This is a genomic window from Dietzia sp. Cai40, from assembly GCF_014145165.1.
Taxonomy (GTDB): Bacteria; Actinomycetota; Actinomycetes; order Mycobacteriales; family Mycobacteriaceae; genus Dietzia; species Dietzia natronolimnaea.
In genome coordinates this window covers 21,423-36,929 of sequence record NZ_JAALEB010000470.1, presented here as the reverse complement: position 1 = coordinate 36,929, position 15,507 = coordinate 21,423, and the positions used below count along the sequence as shown (strand labels likewise).

General features: G+C 70.5%; 14 protein-coding genes. 9 read left to right on the top strand and 5 right to left on the bottom strand.

Features of this window, described 5'->3' with window-relative positions; genetic code table 11:
• Nucleotides 1–1,051: DUF4192 family protein (locus G6022_RS15930; protein WP_182691985.1), on the bottom strand; the 1,051-nt coding region annotated here is incomplete at its 3' end.
• Between the two features lie 266 nt (nt 1,052–1,317).
• On the opposite strand from G6022_RS15930, the gene G6022_RS15925 reads away from it, so the two are divergent.
• The 7 genes from G6022_RS15925 (at nt 1,318) to G6022_RS15895 (ending at nt 8,485) form a co-directional block, all read left to right on the top strand.
• Entirely contained in the window at nt 1,318–2,253 is a 936-nt protein-coding gene (locus G6022_RS15925; RefSeq protein WP_179525203.1) for a PAC2 family protein, read from the top strand.
• Between the two features lie 41 nt (nt 2,254–2,294).
• The gene (locus tag G6022_RS15920) at nt 2,295–4,841 is read left to right on the top strand and encodes a DEAD/DEAH box helicase (RefSeq protein WP_182609307.1); all 2,547 of its coding nucleotides are present in this window, start codon (nt 2,295–2,297) and stop codon (nt 4,839–4,841) included.
• Between the two features lie 84 nt (nt 4,842–4,925).
• On the top strand, nt 4,926–5,384 hold the full coding sequence (locus G6022_RS15915) for a DUF3817 domain-containing protein (RefSeq protein WP_179525201.1): 459 nt from the start codon (nt 4,926–4,928) through the stop codon (nt 5,382–5,384).
• Nucleotides 5,381–6,007, top strand: coding sequence for a TetR/AcrR family transcriptional regulator (locus tag G6022_RS15910; RefSeq protein WP_179525200.1), 627 nt, complete (start codon nt 5,381–5,383; stop codon nt 6,005–6,007). The genes G6022_RS15915 and G6022_RS15910 overlap by 4 nt, the downstream gene beginning before the upstream one ends.
• A 60-nt stretch (nt 6,008–6,067) precedes the next feature.
• The gene (locus tag G6022_RS15905) at nt 6,068–6,883 is read left to right on the top strand and encodes an NUDIX hydrolase (RefSeq protein WP_182616409.1); all 816 of its coding nucleotides are present in this window, start codon (nt 6,068–6,070) and stop codon (nt 6,881–6,883) included.
• Between the two features lie 63 nt (nt 6,884–6,946).
• Nucleotides 6,947–7,885, top strand: coding sequence for a hypothetical protein (locus tag G6022_RS15900; protein ID WP_179525198.1), 939 nt, complete (start codon nt 6,947–6,949; stop codon nt 7,883–7,885).
• Between the two features lie 57 nt (nt 7,886–7,942).
• The gene (locus G6022_RS15895; RefSeq protein WP_095719006.1) at nt 7,943–8,485 is read left to right on the top strand and encodes a hypothetical protein; all 543 of its coding nucleotides are present in this window, start codon (nt 7,943–7,945) and stop codon (nt 8,483–8,485) included.
• 3 nt (nt 8,486–8,488) lie between these two features.
• On the opposite strand, the gene G6022_RS15890 is transcribed toward G6022_RS15895, so the two are convergent.
• Nucleotides 8,489–8,866 carry a YchJ family metal-binding protein gene (locus tag G6022_RS15890; RefSeq protein WP_179525197.1) on the bottom strand — a complete coding sequence of 126 codons (378 nt, stop codon included), beginning with the start codon at nt 8,864–8,866 and terminating at the stop codon, nt 8,489–8,491.
• 73 nt (nt 8,867–8,939) lie between these two features.
• Here G6022_RS15890 and G6022_RS15885 point away from each other — a divergent pair, with 73 nt between their 5' ends.
• Both G6022_RS15885 and G6022_RS15880 read left to right on the top strand, forming a co-directional pair.
• Entirely contained in the window at nt 8,940–9,188 is a 249-nt protein-coding gene (locus G6022_RS15885) for a hypothetical protein (protein WP_179525196.1), read from the top strand.
• A gap of 29 nt (nt 9,189–9,217) precedes the next feature.
• A complete protein-coding gene (locus G6022_RS15880; protein WP_182609309.1) occupies nt 9,218–10,774 on the top strand; it encodes a fatty acyl-CoA synthetase in 1,557 nt (518 codons plus the stop codon).
• Nucleotides 10,775–10,811: 37 nt separating this feature from the next.
• Here G6022_RS15880 and G6022_RS15875 read toward each other — a convergent pair whose 3' ends face one another.
• The 3 genes from G6022_RS15875 to gcvP form a co-directional block, all read right to left on the bottom strand.
• Complete coding sequence (locus G6022_RS15875; RefSeq protein WP_182609310.1) at nt 10,812–11,645, bottom strand: alpha/beta hydrolase; 834 nt, start codon at nt 11,643–11,645, stop codon at nt 10,812–10,814.
• A 27-nt stretch (nt 11,646–11,672) separates the two neighbouring features.
• Nucleotides 11,673–12,416 carry a hypothetical protein gene (locus G6022_RS15870; protein ID WP_347237760.1) on the bottom strand — a complete coding sequence of 248 codons (744 nt, stop codon included), beginning with the start codon at nt 12,414–12,416 and terminating at the stop codon, nt 11,673–11,675.
• 130 nt (nt 12,417–12,546) lie between these two features.
• Nucleotides 12,547–15,441, bottom strand: a complete 2,895-nt coding sequence (gene gcvP / locus G6022_RS15865) for an aminomethyl-transferring glycine dehydrogenase (RefSeq protein ID WP_095719000.1) — start codon at nt 15,439–15,441, stop codon at nt 12,547–12,549.
• Nucleotides 15,442–15,507: the final 66 nt, after the last annotated feature.

Genomic DNA, 15,507 nt, shown 5'->3' with positions numbered 1-15,507 from the left:
GAGCGGACCGCGCGTGGACCCCGCTGCCGGCGAAGTAGGCCGCGGCTCCCAACAACAGCAACGCCACCGAGCGTTCGCGGCCCGGCCGGCGGCGCGCGAGCGACCACCAGAGCAGGCGGCGGCCGTCGCGATCGCACAGACCCCGGTGGGCCAGGCGCCGGTAGACCTCGTCCCGCACGGCGATGTCCAGCAGGACGCGTCCGATCCCGGCCAACTCGTCGTCGTCGAGTTCCTCCCCGTCCTCCAGGCGGCGTTCCGCGTCCTCGTGCGCCCTCACCGCGCGGTCCACCTCGAGGGCCCCCTCCAGCCGTGCGGGTCCCCGACCGTGCGGATCGTCGTCACACGCCCCGTGGTCCCGCACCTGGTACAGCCGCTCGATCTCTGCCCGCGAACCGGCCCGGACCCGCCCGTCGAACGCGTGGACCGCGGCGATCTCCGTCGAGTCCGGGTCGACCTGCGTTCCCCGGACCATCCCGAACAGATCGACCCACGGCGAGCCGTGTGCGAACTCGCCCACCCCGTAGGCGCCGACGACCTGCGTCCCGGCCAGCCCCAACCAGTACTCGAACGCCGCGGCGGCGTCCTCCGCGCGGAGACCGGCGGAGTGCCCGTCCGCACAGTCCTCGTGAACCACCACCAGGTGGACGTCGGTCACCCCCTCCCTCGAGCAGAACCGGGCCAGCCCACGAGCCGGACCGTCGTCGGCCACGACCGGTGACGGCTCACCCTCCCCGGAGCGGCAGTCCTCCGCACCGCCCCACCCGTCCGCACCGCCCCGCCCGTCCTCACCGTCCCGTCCGTCCGCACCGTCCCGTCCGTCTCCTTCCCCGGGTGGCGATCCGGGACCTCCGAGCAGGCCGTCGACATCCATCCTGACGACCGGCCCGGCGTGACCGTCCGCGGTCCGCCCGCATATCACCACCACCGATCCGGGCCCCGGCGGGAACCCCAACATCGACGGGATGGACGCGATGAGCTCCTCCGGAGAGGAGATCACCACCGTCCGAGGGTCGTCCACACCGTCGTCACCGATCCGTCCGTTCGCGGTCATCGTCGTCCACCTGTCTCGTCGTCTCGCGGCCGCTCCCCGGCCGAGGGCGGCCCGCGGGTGCCGGTGCACCGGATCAACTTTCTGACACTCCACCTGCGGTGTCCCGGAGGAAATCCGCGGGGGGCGACCCGCTGTGGAGCCCGCGGCACGGTGGGGAATCAACTGCGGCCCGCCGTCGTTGGCAAAGAGGAGAAACCCCGTCCCGGTGGGACGATCAGTTCGGACCGGACCGGACGGCTCGGGGTGTTGCGACGAGAGGAGTCGACATGGCCAGGCACAGCGATCTGTACCGACTGATCGAGCCCGTCCCCGATCTGCGATCGGAATCCGGACAGGGTCCGGTGCTCGTGCATGCGTTGGAGGGTTTCTCCGACGCCGGCCAGGCGATCCAGGGCGTCACGGAACACCTCAAGGAGAGCCTGGACTCCCAGTTGATCGTGGAGTTCGACGCGGATGAGCTGGTGGACTACCGCTCGCGTCGACCGCAGGTGCGGTACTCCTTCGACCACTTCGCCGGATACTCGGAGCCGACCATCCAGATGCACGCGGTCAAGGACGCAGGCGGGACCTTCTTCCTGCTGCTCTCCGGCCTGGAGCCGGACCTGAGGTGGGACGGGTTCACCGAATCCGTGATCGACCTCGCCGGGTCGTTCGGGGCCCGGATGTCGGTCGGTCTCGGCGCCATCCCCCTCGGGGTACCGCACACCCGCCCGACCCAGTCGAGTGCACACGCCAGCGACGTCGACCTCATCCGTGGCTTCACCGCGTGGCCCGGGGAGTTCTCCGTCCCGGGGAACGTGAGCGCGCTGCTGGAGCTCCGGATGGCCGAGCACGGCATCCCGTCCGCGGGCTTCACCGTCCACGTACCCCAGTACCTGTCCCAGACCGCCTACCCCGCGGCGGTCCTCAACCTCGTCGGCAACATCGCCCAGATCTCCCAGCTGGAGCTGCCGTCCGGTGAGCTCGAGACCGCCGCCCGGGACTTCACCGCACAGGTGACCGCCCAGATCGCCGACAGCCCGGAGATCCGGACCGCCGTGGAGCTGATGGAGAAGCAGTACGACGAGTTCATGGAGTCCCGCCACGGCTCCGACTCGCTCAACCCCGGCGGCACACCGCTGCCCTCCGGCGACGAGATCGGTGCCGAGTTCGAGCGGTTCCTCGCGGAGCAGACCGGCGACGACGAGCCCCGCGCCCGCTAGCACGGACGGACGGTCGCGGCCGGGCGACTAGGCTCGGTAGGGTGCAACTGCCCGAACTCCTCGCCGACCTCGACGACGTCCCCTCCGACCTCCTGGAGGAGGCGGTATTCGACGCCTTCGTGGCGTGGGCCGCCGACCAGGGCCTGACGCTCTATCCGGCGCAGGAGGAGGCGGTCCTCGAGGTGGCGGCGGGTAGCCATGTCGTCCTGGCCACGCCGACGGGGTCGGGCAAGTCGCTGGTCGCCCTGGGGGCGCACTTCTCCGCCATGGCCCGCGGGGTGCGGAGCTACTACACCGCGCCGATCAAGGCGCTCGTCAGCGAGAAGTTCTTCGCTCTGTGCGCGGTGTTCGGCGCCGAGAACGTCGGGATGCTCACCGGTGACGCCGCGGTCAACGCCGACGCACCGATCATCTGTGCCACCGCCGAGATCGTGGCCAACATCGCCCTCCGGGAGGGCGCCGCCGCGGACATCGGTCAGGTGGTGATGGACGAGTTCCACTACTACTCCGAGCCCGATCGGGGCTGGGCCTGGCAGGTCCCGCTCATCGAACTCCCCGACACGCAGTTCCTGCTGATGTCGGCGACGCTCGGCGACGTGGACTGGCTGATCGAGGATCTCCGTACCCGGACCGGACGGGAGTGCGCGCTGGTCGGGGGCACCGAGCGACCTGTCCCCCTGACGTTCGACTACGCACTGCGCAGTATCCACGAGTCGGTCGAACTCCTGCTCCGGGATGACAAGGCACCCGTCTACATCGTCCACTTCACCCAGGCCTCGGCCCTGGAACAGGCCCAGGCGCTGACCTCGGTGGCGGTGGCCACCAAGGAGCGCAAGGCCGCCATCGCCGAGGAGATCGGCGGATTCCGGTTCACGACCGCGTTCGGCCGGAACCTGCGCAAGCTGCTCATGCACGGAATCGGGGTCCACCACGCCGGCATGCTCCCGAAGTACCGCCGCCTCGTGGAACGGCTCGCCCAGGACGGGTTGCTCACCGTCATCTGTGGGACCGACACCCTCGGCGTCGGTATCAATGTCCCCATCCGGACCGTTCTGTTCACGGGGCTCACCAAGTTCGACGGACGCCGGCAACGTGTCCTCAAGGCCCGGGAGTTCCACCAGATCGCCGGCCGTGCGGGCCGAGCGGGGTTCGATACCGAGGGTCTGGTGGTGGTGCTGGCTCCCGAGCACGAGGTCGAGAACGCCAAGGCCGCGGCCAAGTCGGCCGCCAACCCCAAGAAGAAGGGCAAGTCGGCCAAGAAGAAGCCGCCGGAGGGGTTCGTCAACTGGTCCCGCTCGACGTTCGACAAACTCGTCGGCGCCCAGCCCGAGCAGCTCACCAGCCGCTTCGAGGTCAACAACGCGATGCTGCTCAACGTGATCTCGCGTCCGGGGAGCTGCTACGCCCACATGCGGCACCTCCTGCTGTCCTCGCACGAGACCCGGGCCCGGATCCGGCAGCACGTGCTGCGCTCGATCGAACTCTTCCGCGGGCTCGAGACCGCCGGCATCGTCGAGAGGATGGCGGAGCCGGACGACGACGGACGGCACGTCCGTCTGACGGTGGACCTCCAACGGGACTTCGCGCTCAACCAGCCCCTCGCCCCGTTCGCGATCGCCGCGATGGAGGTCCTCGACCCCGACTCCCCCACCCCGGTCCTGGATCTGGTCTCGGTGATCGAGTCCGTTCTCGACGACCCGCGCCCGATCCTCTACGCACAGCAGCGGGCCGCCCGCGGCGAGGCGATCGGGGCGCTCAAGGCAGAGGGGGTGGAGTACTCGGAACGGATGGAGCTGGTCGAGGACATCTCGTGGCCCACACCCCTCGGCGACCTCATCGCGGACGCCTACGACGCCTACCGGGCCGGGCACCCGTGGGTGGCGGGGGTCGAGCCCTCCCCGAAGTCGGTCGTCCGCGAGATGGTCGAGCGGGGGATGACCTTCTCCGATCTGGTCTCCGCGTACGGACTCAGCCGGTCGGAGGGTTCCGTCCTGCGCTACCTCACCGACGCCTACCGTGCGCTGCGGCAGACCGTTCCGGCCGACCTGCGGACCGACGAGTTCGACGACCTGGTCGAATGGCTCGGGGAACTCGTCCGCCAGGTCGACTCGAGCCTGCTGGACGAGTGGGAACTGCTCACCGACCCCGAGGTCTCCCCGGACCAGGTGGCCGAGCTCGCCTTCGGTCAGTCGAGCGGCACCACCCGGCCCGTCACCGCCAACTCGCGGGCGTTCCGGGTGATGGTCCGCAACGCGATGTTCCGCCGCGTGGAGCTCCTGTCGCGAGACGACATCGACACCTTGGTGCAACTCGACGCCGACGTCCCGCTCCATCCCGACTGGGACACCGAGATCGATGCGTACTGGGACGAGTACGACGCGATCGGAACCGGGCCCGCGGCGCGCGGACCCGCCCTCTTCTCCGTCACCGAATCGGGCGACGGGGTGGAGCCGGGGACCTGGAGGGTCCGGCAGGTGCTCGACGATCCGGAGAACGACCACGGCTGGGCCGTCGAGGGTGTCGTGGACCTCGGCGCCAGCGACGAGGCGGGCGAGGTCCGGTTCGCGTCGCTGACCCTCGCGGGGTGACGCAGCGGGGAGGCTGAACCGGGCCGCGGTTCCGGTGTCCGTACGATGACCGACGAACACCGATCCGACCCCTGGAGGACATCTGTGACCCCCCGCATCCTGTACAAGAGGCTCGCGCTCGCGGAGGTGATCACGTGGACGCTGCTGATCCTGGGCATGGTCGGCAAGTACGGGTTCGGTCTCGACTGGGCCACCACGGTCGGTGGCAGCATCCACGGTTTCGTGTTCCTGTGCTACACCGTGGCGACGATCGCGGTCTGGACGGACAAGCGCTGGTCGGCGGGGACCGGCCTGATGGGCCTGGCGTCCGCGGTCATCCCCTACGCCACCGTGCCGTTCGAGAGGTCCGTCGAGCGCCGCGGGCTGCTTGAGGGACACTGGCGGCTCGGGCCCGGAGGCGAACAGTCGCGCACCCTCGCCGAGCGCACGCTGGCCTTCGCGCTCCGGTCCCCGGTCGTCGCGCTGGTGGTGACCCTCATCGTGGTGGCCGTGGTCTTCTCGCTCCTCCTGGTGGCGGGCAAGCCCACCGAGTGGTTCTCGTGACCCTAGCCCGTGAGCCGGGACGCCGGGAGCTGAACAAGGCGGACAAGCAACGCCGGATACTGGCCGCCGCCCGCGACCTGTTCTTCCGCAACGGGTACTCGTCGGTCACCACCCAGGAGGTGGCCGATCAGGCGGAGGTCGGCACCGGGACACTGTTCAGGTACGCCCAGTCGAAGGGCGAGCTCCTGTGCATGGTGGCCAACGAGGAGTTCCGCGCCATGGTCGAGACCGTCCCGGATACCGGGGACCCCGTCGAGGATCTGGTCACACTGTGCGACCCCCTGTTCTCCGCCCTCGAGAACCAGCCGGAGAACATCGTCGCCTACCACCGCGAGACGGTCTTCGGGGAACCCGGCCCGCACCGGGCGGAGGCGCAGCGCATCCTCGGGGAACTCCGGGGCATCATCGGACTCGTGCTCGCCCGGCACTCCCCGCGGGCACCGGAGGCGGAGGACCTCGACGGTCCCGCCCAGACCGTCTTCGACGTCCTGTACATGAGCATCGTCCGTTCGGGGATCGACCGGTCGCCCGGTCGCGACCACCGAGCCGACCTCCGCGAGCACGTCGATCGTGTCCTGCACGGAGTGCTGGCACGTCGGGTGTCCTCCGACAGCACGTACTGACGGCGCCGTCCGGCCACCCCGACGAACCGTCCTCCACCGCGCCGGGTGAGACTTGTCCGCATGACCGAAGGCAACGACCCCACCGCCCGCCCGATCAAGGACGCGTCCACCGTGATGGTGATGCGGGACTCCGATCGCGGACCCGAGGTGTTCGTCGCACGCCGCGTCCGCGGGATGGCGTTCGCCGGCGGCATGACGGTGTTCCCGGGCGGGGGCGTGGACGCCTCGGACGACGATCCGGATGTCGCCTGGTCCGGCCCCGCGCCCGCGTGGTGGGCCGAGCGGTTCGACTGCGACGTGCCTCGAGCGCGCCGGTTGGTGTGCGCGGCGGCGCGGGAGACCTTCGAGGAATGTGGCGTCCTCCTCGCCGACCACCTCGACGGCTCCCCGGTCGCGGACGCCGGCCGGTACCACTCGAGCCGCGAGGAGCTCGAGAGCCACCGGCTGACCTTCAGCGCGTTCCTCGCCGACGAGGATCTCTCACTCGCGGCGGGCAGACTCCGCCCCTACGACCACTGGATCACGCCCTCGGTGGAATCGCGGAGGTACGACACGAGGTTCTTCCTCGCCGCGCTACCGGAGGGACAGGAACCGGATGACCTCACGACCGAGGTCGACCTGACCATGTGGGCCCGCCCCGTCGACCTCCTCGAGGACTTCCGTGCCGGCCGGTCCATGCTCCTCCCCCCGACGTGGACCCAACTCCGCGTCCTCGCCGGGTTCCCCGACGTCGCGGCAGCACTGGACTCCGAGCGCAGGATCGTTCCCGTCCAGCCGGAGGTCGTCGAGCACCGTGGCGGGGTGCGCGTGCGCTTCGACGGTTCGGACGAGTACTGGTCCGACTACCAGGCGGGCCGGCCGGAGGCGGGGAGCTGATCACTCCCACCGGACATCCCGAAGTACCGACGTGCTCGGCTGTGCGGTGGTTGACTGCCACTCATGCGGGATTTCGAGTTCGACGTGGACGCGTCGATCGCTGCCGGGTGGAACCGCTTCGCGACCCGCCTGGCCGGACTACTGCGTGACCTCGTCCCGGGAGCCACGTTCGACCTGGCCGTTCCCGTCCTCGGGTCGCCGTCCACCCGCACCCCGTACGTGCGTTTCACCGCCACCGGCGGCGGCAGCGTCCACGCGGAGGTCTCCGGCGGCGGGTCCGAGGATTCGCCGGAGCCGCTGGGGCCCGTCCGGCTCGACCAACTCATGGCCCTCGGTTGGGCGCTCCGGCGCCCGACCGACCAGGGTGCTCCGGGGGCGGACCTCACGTTCCCGGTAAACCGTGCACCCGAGGTGGCGCACCTGGTCGCCGGCACGATGGAGCGCGTCTTCGGGATCCCCCACCCGGTATTCCTCCATGACGTGTCCGATCCGGAGGACGCGACCGGGGCCGGTTCGGGTGAACCCGTGTCGGCGGACGCCGACTTCCGGTCGCAGCCCATCGCGACCCCGGACGAGGCGACCAGAGCACTACAGTCGGCTCTGTCGGAGGTCTACGAGCGTCGGGTCACACCCGACGAGCATGACGTGTTCACCGTTCCCGCCGGGTGTGTGCTGCTGTTCGTCCGTGCGCACCGCTCGCTCCCCCTCGTCGTGTTCCGGAGCCCACTCGTGTCCTCCGTGGAGGATCCCGCGGCCGCGGAGACCGAGGTCGCGATCCTCAACCGGGACTCGCTGTGGTGCAGGTACGTGTTCGACGGCCAGACGATCTCCGCCGAGGCGGAGTTCGTCGACCGGGTGTTCGTCCCGGTCAACTTCAAGATCCAGTTGGCCGAGATCTCCGCCGAACTCGACGACGTCTACTCGGACCTCGCGCACCGGGTCGCGGGCAGACGATGGCGTGACCTGCGCGCCTCCGATGACCACCGTCCCGGTGAGCAGTAGGATCTGAGACCGTGCCGGGACGGGCCCGGTGTGAGAACTCGCCCCAGGAGCGCCTACATGCGTCGCGCCGTCCTCGCTGCAGTGATCGTGACCGCGGCCGTCTCCACGTCGGGTTGTTCACCGGCCTCCCTGTTCGGCGATGACGACTCCGCGGGCGTCCCCGTCCCGACCGCCCAGCAGTCCGGACCCCTGCCCTCGTCGCAGCAGTTCGACAGGCCGTTCCCCGTGGCCGGAGAATCGTGGGACGCCACCGTGACCCTGTCCGACCTCCGCATCGTGCCCTCGACCACGTACTCGGACGCGGTCGTGGTGGTTGACGTCCGCGCGGTGCAGGCATCCGGTCAGCCGGAACTGGGCCCGGAGGACTTCTCGGCCTTCGACCCGTCGGGGCGACCGTTCGAGCGGATCGAGAACCCCGCGGGGACGGTCGAGGACCCACTCGTGCCCTCGGTTCTGAGCTTTCCCGGCGAGGAGATCCGGGGGATGGTCGCCTGGACGATGCCCCGAGGGAACCGTATCGGGCGCATCGACGTGACCGCCCCGAGGACGATCGGTTCGGTCACCGTGACCCGCCAGCCGGAAGACCCGACCGCCACCTAGGACTCAGGACGATCCCGTGCCCTCGAGATACGTCCATCGACCACCTCTGCGCTCGAACGCCGATCGCTCGCGCATGACACCGGGGCCCTCGGGCCCGACATACCGGGCCTCGAACTCGACGGTCCCGGTCCGGTCGGCGGGGCCACCGGCAACCACGTCGAGGATCGCGAGGCCGGTCCACTCGACGTCACCTGCCTCCACCCGGGCCGGCCGCGTCCGCGGGCTCCAGGTGCGCCAGAGGTGGTCCTCCCGACCCAGAACGAAGGCCGTGTACCGCGATCTCATCAGTTGCTCCGCGGTCTCGGCCGGGACACCATCCTCGACGAGCGGTCCGCAGCAGCGATCGAACGGGCGCCTGCTCTCGCAGGGACATGCGTTCACGTCGCCCTCCTCCGTCCACCCGCATCCGCGATCAGGCTACCCACACGACGACCGGTTATCCTCAAGCCCAGAGATGTCCAGCTTCCGTGCACTGCCCTTCCGGCCCCGGCGACAGCCCGATCCCGACGGCGTCCCCCTACGGGTCCGCTCGTGCCGCGACCTGTGCGAGTGGACGAGGACCCCCGTGGAGCGCCGCGGTGAGCCCATGTTCGCGTGCCGAGGGTGCGGATCCCAGTGGGTCCCGAGCGAGCACTGGACCCCGCGGGACAGCAACGGGGCGGTCCCCCCGGAGGTGTTGGAGATCGTCGCCGCCGAACCATGACCTCGCCGGCTGACCTCTAGGCTGAGACGATGACCACACCCCCTCGATTCCCCGGTCCCGCCGTGAGTTCCGCGACGGTCGACGCCGTCCTGCGCCGGGCGGCGGCCCGGTTCCCCGACCGCGTGGCACTCACCTTCGCCGAACGCCGGTGGACCTACGCGGCGCTGGACTCCGCGGTCGACCGGGTGGCCACGACCCTCGCCGGCCAGGGCCTCGAGAACGGCGCCCGGGTTGCCGGCTACGGGGTCAACTCCGATGCCTATCTCATCGGCTTCCTCGCCACCTCCCGCGCCGGGTTCACACACGTGCCCGTCAACTACGCCCTGACCGGCGGCGAACTCGAGTACCTGTTGACCGACTCGGGGGCGTCCCTGGTCCTGGTGGACCCGGCACAGGCCGCCACGTTGTCGGACGTACTCGAGACCATGCCGGGGCTGCGCTCCCTGCCGCTGCTGCCCCGTGAGGGGGAGACCGCGGACGGCACCGTTCTGGGTTCGGCGACGGACGACTCCCCGTGTACCCCGGTGCAGTCCCCCTCCACCGGCGACGATCTGGCCCAACTCCTCTACACCTCGGGGACGACCTCACGCCCCAAGGGCGCGATGATGACCCATTCCGCGCTCGTCCACGAGTACGTGAGCTGCATTCTCGCCCTGGACCTGACCGCGGACGACGAGCCGCTGGTGACCATGCCGCTCTACCACTCGGCCGCGATGCACGTGTTCGCGCTCCCCTACCTCTCCCTGGGGGCGACGGTGCACCTCATGGCCGCCCCGGACATCACCGAGATCCTCCGCCGGGTCGAGGTCGACAGGATCGGCTCGCTCTTCCTCGCGCCGACGGTGTGGGTGCCGTTGGCCTCACATCCGGACCTGGAGTCCCGGGACCTGTCGAGTCTGCGCAAGGCCCAGTACGGCGCCTCGATCATGCCGGTGACGGTGCTCCAGCGCCTGCGCGGCACGTATCCCGACCTCGGGTTCTACAACTGCTTCGGACAGTCGGAGATCGGCCCACTGGCCACCGTCCTGCGCCCGGAGGAGCATGACGCCCGCCCGGCGAGCGCCGGCCGACCGGTGTTCTTCGTGGACGCCCGCGTCGTCGACGAGACGGGCGCAGAGGTCGCGGACGGCGAGCGGGGCGAGGTGGTCTACCGGTCTCCGCAGTTGTGCACGGGTTACTGGAACAAGCCGGACGCCACCGCCGAGGCGTTCCGCGACGGGTGGTTCCACTCCGGCGACCTGGTGGTGCGCGACCCGGAGGGGTTCATCGAGGTCGTCGACCGCATCAAGGACGTCATCAACACCGGTGGTGTCCTCGTGGCGTCCCGGGAGGTCGAGGACGCGGTCTACCAGGATGAGCGCGTGGCGGAGGTGGCCGTGATCGGCACACCGGACGACAAGTGGATCGAGGCCGTCACCGCGATCGTGGTCCTCAGGGACGACGTCCACGCCACCGAATCCGAGATCATCGACGGCACCCGCGCCCATCTCGCGCCGTTCAAGGTGCCGAAGCGGGTCGTCTTCGTGGACGAACTGCCCCGGAACCAGTCGGGCAAGCTCCTCAAGCGGGAACTGCGCCAGTCCTGACACCGGGACCGTGCCCGACCCACCCGGGTCTCCGGCGTCAGCCGATCCTGTCCAGGACCTCCGCGGCCACCACCTCGGGGGCTTGTTCGGGGAGCCAGTGCCCCATGCCCGCCAGCGGGACGAAGCGGTACTCCCCCGCCATCCGGGAGGCGGTGGCCTCGGCACCGGAGCGCCCGATCGCTGGGTCGTCCTCCCCCCACAGATAGGTCGTGGGGACCGACACGTCGGGCAGGTCGTACCGCCGCATCGCGCGGTACCAGTTGAGCGCTCCCGTCAGCCCCGCCCGCGTGCCGACCACCTCGAGGTGCTTGGCGATGAGCTCGTCAGACACGTGCTCGTCGAACATCGCCCGCAGACGTCGGGCTCCGTCCTCGAGCAGGACGTCCTCGGCTTTCCCCTCCTGGCGGAAGAGGGCGAAGTAGGCCGATCGGGCCTGCTGGTCCGGGTCGGACTGCAGAGCCCACGCGAAGGCCGACAGGTGGGGGACGGACACCACCGTCAGGCTCGACACCCGCCCGGGGTGGTGGGCGGCGAGCCACCATGCGACCGATGCCCCCCAGTCGTGGCCGAGCACGTGCACCGTCTCCAGACCGAAATGGTCGACGATCGCCAGGGCGTCCGCGCTCAGGTGCTCGATCGCATAGGCCCCGACGTCGTCCGGGCGTGCACCGGCCGAGTACCCCCGCTGGGCCGGAGCGACGACCCTGAGTCCCTGCTGCGTCAGCACCCCGGCGACCGCCTCCCACTCCCACGGGGATTCCGGGAAGCCGTGCAACGCCAACACGGTCCCGCGCTCGGGCCCGGTGGTACGCCAGTCCAGTACGTCGAGGGTGCCGGCCGGGATGTCGACGGTCATGCTCTGCGGTTCCATGGAGCGGACACTATCTTCTCCGCTGGTTCACCGCGGGCGGCCGCCGCGCGGACTCTCCGCGGACGACCCCGACTGCGCGACCATCGAGCGCCGGTCATGCCAGTCGCGCACCACCCACATCTCGACCACGAGCGGGTCGACAGCGGCCTCGTCCGCCCACGCGGAGATCACGTCCAGATACCGCTGATACCGGCGTGGCGTCATGCGACCGAGCGAGTCGATCTCGGTCCATCCCGCGTGGACCAGCGTGGCGATCCCGGCCGAATCGACGGGAACGATGGTCTGGTCCGACCACGCCATTCCCAGGGACGACAGATAGAGCGAGGCGAGCGGGAACCCGAGATCGGGCACCCCCCTGCCAGCCCTGCCGTACGGCGCGCCGTTGCGGAGCAGGTTCATGGCCTCCGCCGGGGCGTCCAACCAGTCCGCCACCTCGTGCAGGACCAGGGGATATCCGTGAGGTGACACCGAGCGCCACGCGGAGCGGTCGCGCTCCGGTACACGGAAGTCCGGCAGACCCCTGCGGACGCCCGATCGCTGCGGGTGCCCGGCGAGCCAGGCCGCACACATGTAGAGCGCGACCACGGACTCCTCCAGGCTGCCCCGAGCCCTGCGGCCCGCTGCCCAGAGGTCACTCCTGCGGAGGTATCCGGACCCGGACTCGACCCGGCCGCCGTCGGGCCCACCGGCGACCAGCCGGAGGTCGACCCCTCGCTCCGCCAGCCTGAGGTTCCACAGGTCGAGGTCGACCTCCACGTATTCGTCCGCCACCAGCAGTGCCGGAGGCTGGGCGCGACACCACGTCAAGCACGAAGAGGGGAGATCTGGAACGGGACGGGAACCGGTCGTCGTCATGCCCGCACGGTGTCACGCGGGTACGACAACGCCGGCCCCCTGCGCCTCAGTCCTCGGCGAACGCGTCCAGCGGAGGGCAGGAACACACCAGATTGCGGTCGCCGTACGCGCCGTCGATCCGCCGCACCGCGGGCCAGACCTTGGGGCGCCACTCCGATCCCAGCGGGTAGCCCGCCAGGCTGCGCGGGTAGGCGTGCTCCCACTCGTCGGCGGAGACGCTCTCGGCGGTGTGGGGAGCCCCGCGCAGCGGATTGTCCTCCACGGTCCACTCTCCCGAGGCGACCCGGTCGATCTCGGCGCGGATCGCGGCCATCGCGTCACAGAAGGCATCCAGCTCGGCCAGGTCCTCACTCTCGGTGGGCTCCACCATGAGCGTGTTGGGCACCGGGAAGCTCATCGTGGGCGCGTGGAAACCGTAATCCGCCAGCCTCTTGGCCACGTCGTCGATCGAGATGCCGACCGAGTCGATGAGCGGCCGGAGGTCGAGGATGCACTCGTGCGCCACCCACCCGCCGTCCCCGGAGTACAGCACCGGGAAGTCCGGGCCGATCCGCCGGGCCAGGTAGTTGGCACTCGCGATCGCGGTGAGGGTGGCACGACGCAGCCCGTCCGCGCCCATCATGCGGACGTAGGCCCACGTGATGGGGAGGATCGAGGCGGATCCGAAGGCGGCGGCCGAGACCACCGCGCCCGAACCGAGACCCTCCTCGTAGGGGTGGCCGGGCAGGAACTCGCGCAGGTGCTCGGCCACCGCGACCGGGCCGACCCCGGGACCGCCACCACCGTGCGGGATGCAGAAGGTCTTGTGCAGGTTGAGGTGGCTCACGTCGCCACCGAACCGCCCCGGACGGGCGACACCCACGAGCGCGTTGAGGTTGGCCCCGTCGATGTAGACCTGTCCCCCGGCGTCGTGGACGATCGCGCAGATCTCCTCGATGTCGTGCTCGTACACCCCGTGGGTCGAGGGGTAGGTGATCATGATCGCCGACAGCTCGGCCGCGTGCCGGCCGACCTTCTCGCGGAGATCGTCGACGTCGACGTCCCCGTTGGGTCGACATCCGACGACGACGACCTTCATCCCCGCCATCACCGCGGACGCGGCGTTGGTCCCGTGAGCCGAGGACGGGATGAGGCACACCCTGCGATCCTCGTCGCCGCGGGAGCGGTGGTACTGCCGGATCGCCAGCAGGCCCGCGTACTCCCCCTGGCTGCCCGCGTTGGGCTGCAGACTCACCGCGGCGTAGCCGGTGATGTCGACGAGCCACTGCTCCACGTCGGCCACGAGCCGGCGGATCCCTCGGGTCTGCTCGACCGGTGCGAAGGGGTGGAGGCCCGCGAACTCGGGCCACGTGATGGGCTCCATCTCCGTGGTGGCGTTGAGCTTCATGGTGCAGGAACCCAGCGGGATCATGGTGCGGTCCAGCGCCAGGTCCTTGTCCGCGAGGGCGCGCAGGTACCGCAGCATCGCGGTCTCGGTCCGGTACCTGACGAACGCCTCGTGCTGGAGGAAGCGCGAGGTCCGGTCGCCGTAGGCGGGATCGACGAGGATCTCCAGCTGTCCGGCGTCCGCGATGTCGGCGACGTCACCGCCGAACGCCTCGAGGACGAGCGCGAGGTGGTCCCCGGTGGTGGCCTCGTCGCAGGAGACGGACACGTGGTCGTCGTCGACCCTCCACAGGTTCACCCCCCGCTCGGCGGCGGCGGCGAGCACCTCGGAGGCACGGCCGGGCACCCTGGCCAAGACGGTGTCGAAGAAGTCGGCGTGGACGACCTGGACACCCGCGGCGACGAGGCCGTCGGCCAGGACCGCGGCATGGGAATGCACGCGCCGGGCGATCGCCGCCAGGCCCTCCGCTCCGTGGTACGAGGCGTACATCGCGGCGACCACCGCGAGCAGGACCTGAGCGGTGCAGATGTTGGACGTGGCCTTGTCGCGGCGGATGTGCTGCTCGCGGGTCTGCAGCGCCAGCCGGTAGGCCGGCCGACCGTCGGCGTCCGTCGACACGCCCACGAGGCGGCCCGGGAGGTTGCGGGCGTGGGCGGTGCGACAGGAGAGGAAGCCGGCGTGGGGGCCACCGAAGCCCATCGGGACACCGAAGCGCTGGGACGAGCCGAAGCAGGCGTCCGCACCCTTGTCCCCGGCCGGGGTGAGGACGGTCGCGGCGAGCAGGTCGACGCCCGCCGCCACGAGGACTCCCCGGTCGTGGCACTGGTCGATCAGCCCGGCGACGTCGGCGACGCGGCCCGAGGCACCCGGCGTCTGCACGAGTGCTCCGAAGAAGTCGCCCTCCGGCAACCCGTCGTCGATCAGGTTCGCGGTGACGATCTCGATACCCAGCGGCTCGGCGCGGGTGGCGAGGATGGCGGCGGTCTGTCCGAAGACGTCAGTGTCGACCGCGAAGCGGGGGCTCTTCGAGGACCGGTTGGCCCTGCGGAGCATCGTCATGGCCTCGGCGGCCGCGGTCCCCTCGTCCAGCATCGAGGCGCCCGCCATGTCCATGCCGGTGAGGTCGGCGACCATGGTCTGGAAGTTGAGAAGAGCCTCGAGTCGGCCCTGGCTGATCTCCGGCTGGTAGGGGGTGTACCCCGTGTACCAGGCGGGGCTCTCGACGACGTTGCGGCGGATCACGGCCGGGGTGAGCGTGTCGTAGTACCCCTGCCCGATCATGGAGACCGCGACCTCGTTCCGGTCGGCGAGCACGCGCAGCGCGGCGAGCGTGTCGGACTCGGACAGGGGCTCGGGCAGCGCGTCGATGCCCGCTGCCCGGCCGTCGGGACCCACCTCGTCGAGGATGACCGACGGGAACGCGCGCTCGGCGAGCTCGTCGAGCGAGTCCACGCCGATGGTCCGCAGGATGTGGGCCAGGCCGTCGGCGTCGGGTCCCAGATGGCGGGCGACGAACTCGCCTCCGGTCCGGGCGGTGTGCGGGGTCGTCGTCACAGGTGCTCCTCGAAGGGCGGGGCCGCCCGGACGGGCGGCCTGCGGGCCGGTGCTACCCTCTCCGCT

What these genes read in the sequence shown, in the direction of transcription:
- G6022_RS15925 (WP_179525203.1), top strand. Translation starts at nt 1,318, where the DNA reads ATGGCCAGGCACAGCGATCTGTACCGACTGATCGAGCCCGTCCCCGAT.
- G6022_RS15905 (WP_182616409.1), top strand. Translation starts at nt 6,068, where the DNA reads ATGACCGAAGGCAACGACCCCACCGCCCGCCCGATCAAGGACGCGTCC.
- G6022_RS15900 (WP_179525198.1), top strand. Translation starts at nt 6,947, where the DNA reads ATGCGGGATTTCGAGTTCGACGTGGACGCGTCGATCGCTGCCGGGTGG.
- G6022_RS15895 (WP_095719006.1), top strand. Translation starts at nt 7,943, where the DNA reads ATGCGTCGCGCCGTCCTCGCTGCAGTGATCGTGACCGCGGCCGTCTCC.
- G6022_RS15885 (WP_179525196.1), top strand. Translation starts at nt 8,940, where the DNA reads ATGTCCAGCTTCCGTGCACTGCCCTTCCGGCCCCGGCGACAGCCCGAT.
- G6022_RS15880 (WP_182609309.1), top strand. Translation starts at nt 9,218, where the DNA reads ATGACCACACCCCCTCGATTCCCCGGTCCCGCCGTGAGTTCCGCGACG.
- G6022_RS15875 (WP_182609310.1), bottom strand. Translation starts at nt 11,645, where the DNA reads ATGGAACCGCAGAGCATGACCGTCGACATCCCGGCCGGCACCCTCGAC.